The organism is Lachnoanaerobaculum sp. (assembly GCF_057250505.1).
In genome coordinates this window covers 1-2274 of the sequence record NZ_DBHIEQ010000031.1, presented here as the reverse complement: position 1 = coordinate 2274, position 2274 = coordinate 1, and the positions used below count along the sequence as shown (strand labels likewise).

At 38.0% G+C, this 2274-nt stretch carries 3 protein-coding genes; all 3 read left to right on the top strand.

The window, feature by feature from the left end; genetic code table 11:
• A partial coding sequence (locus ACO6FI_RS11195) for a minor capsid protein (RefSeq protein ID WP_485457398.1) occupies positions 1 to 1255 on the top strand: 1255 nt, incomplete at its 5' end.
• Entirely contained in the window at positions 1252 to 1440 is a 189-nt protein-coding gene (locus tag ACO6FI_RS11190) for a hypothetical protein (RefSeq protein ID WP_485457397.1), read from the top strand. The genes ACO6FI_RS11195 and ACO6FI_RS11190, both read left to right, overlap by 4 nt.
• Before the next feature lie 142 nt (positions 1441 to 1582).
• On the top strand, positions 1583 to 2188 hold the full coding sequence (locus ACO6FI_RS11185; RefSeq protein ID WP_485457396.1) for a phage scaffolding protein: 606 nt from the start codon (positions 1583 to 1585) through the stop codon (positions 2186 to 2188).
• Positions 2189 to 2274: the final 86 nt, after the last annotated feature.

Sequence of the window (2274 nt, the reverse complement as noted above, 5' to 3'; positions counted from 1 at the left end):
TAAAATGGGTGTATCAAGCAACGCGGCAGGCAGGCTTATAATGACAGAGTCCGCCTATTTTGGTTCTGTGGCTCAAAAAGATATGCTTAATAATCTTGATGTTGAAAAATATGAGATTGTGGCTACATTGGACAGCAAGACCTCTGAGATATGTAGAAGCCTTGACGGCAAAGTATTTGATATGAAGGACTATCAGGCAGGAGTTACGGCCCCGCCTTTTCACCCGTATTGTAGAACCACCACAGCACCGTATTTCGACGACTGGGAAGAGCTGGGAATTGATAGAGAACGAGTTGCGAGGAATGATAAGGGTAAGAACTATTTTGTTGACGGCAATACGACTTATAAGGAGTGGGAGAAACAATTTGTAAATAACAATGATAAGATTGAGTCGACGAAACAGATTGAAGCCCAACTATTGAATGATGTACCGCAAAGTGCTAAAATAAATGACAAAGTGATGACCGGACTGTCTAATGTTTCTCAAATTAAATCAGACAATGATATTAAACAGTTTGCTGAGAAACTGATAGATAATCTAGGCATAGACAGAAGTAATATTCCTGTAAACATAAAGCCTATAAAAGATAATGGATATTGTCAGTTGGGGAGCAAGACTACTCAAAGTAATGTATATTTTGACGAGTATGTGCTTAACTCAAATGATGTGCGTTCTATGAAATATAGGATTAAAACAGCCTTCCATGAGTCATTCCATTTATCTGCAAATGGACTTGAGTGGGACGGTCTGGATTCATCCGGAAATATAATTGAAAAATGGAGAAACCTGGAGGAAACATTTACAGAGTCATCAGCGCATTACTTAATAGATAAGTATGGGATTTCAGCTAAGTTATCGCCGTCTTATGCACAAGAGCTTGTTGAGAATTTGCCTAGGTTGAAGAGACTTACAAAGTACTCATCTTGTAATACTATTCAGGATTTCGGAAAGATAGCATTTACTGATAGGCAGAATGGAATCGGGGCAAAGTGGTTACAGCTTCATTCGGATATGAGTAAAGTTATATTACCAATAGACTATTATTCACAATATAGTTCATATATAATTCAAAATGAAGAAGATCTGTTTGATATGTTCTTAGAAAATTTTGCTAGATATAGTCAGTATAGGCAGCAGATGAAAGCAGAGCTAAAATCAGCGATGGGAAAAGACTTTTGGTCACTTTCGGGTAATGAGCAACTAATATACACTAATATCTTGGCATGTGCAATGCAGAAAATAGGGGTACTATGATGATATATATTCCAAATGATTGGATAAAAGATAGAAAAAATGAAGATGAGATAAGAACACTTATCTCTGAGAGCCTAGGATGCATTAAGTTGAAAGAGAGCTCTCAAAAGGTAGAAGATAGGCTAAGAGAGCTTGGAGAGATAAAGATACTTGAAGAGTTTAAGGAAGGAACATTTGCGGTATAAGAAGGCCTTAATAGAAATAAGTTTTAAAGCACCTTAATAGGGTGCTTTTTTATTGCCGTCTTTTAGCTTTGCAGACGATAAAGAACAAAGAAAAGAAGTGGATTGAACCACGTTAAAAAATGTATGAAAGGAATTAAAGAACATGAAAAGAGAAGATTTTATAGCACTTGGAATGGATGAAGAGTTAGCAGGTAAATGCGAGAAGGCGAGCGCTGAAGAGCTTAAGAATTATGTGCCGTATGAGCGATTTAAGGAGCTTGTAGATGAAAAGAACAAGCTTAAGACTGATATTGCCGATAGGGACAAGCAGTTTGAAACCCTAAAGAACTCAACAGGTGATGTTGAAGCAATGAAAGAGCAGATTGCTTCACTGCAGGCAGAGAATAAGGCAAAAGATGAAGCTCATGCAGCAGAGATCAGGCAGATGAAAATAGATAGTGCTTTGGAGTCTGCGCTAATCAGTTCTAAGGCAAAGAATTTAACAGCAGTCAAGGCACTTATCAAGGATCTTGACAAGGCAGAGCTTCAGGATGACGGCAGTATAAAAGGACTTGAAGAGCAGATAACTGCATTAAAAAAGTCTGACAGCTATTTGTTCGAGGAAGCCGCTGCAGCAAAGCCAAGTTTCAAAGGATTTCAGCCCGGAGTAGCAAAGAAGGAAATCGGTGCAGGAAAGGTTGATATGTCAAAAATGTCCTATGATGAGTTGGCTAACTATATTGAAAACAATCCCGATATAGGGAACTAAGAAAGTAGAGGTAAACAATAATGGCAAAATTTGATGCAAAGAGTTTTAATGACTGAGCATTTGGCGCGTATATGTCCGCAATACCA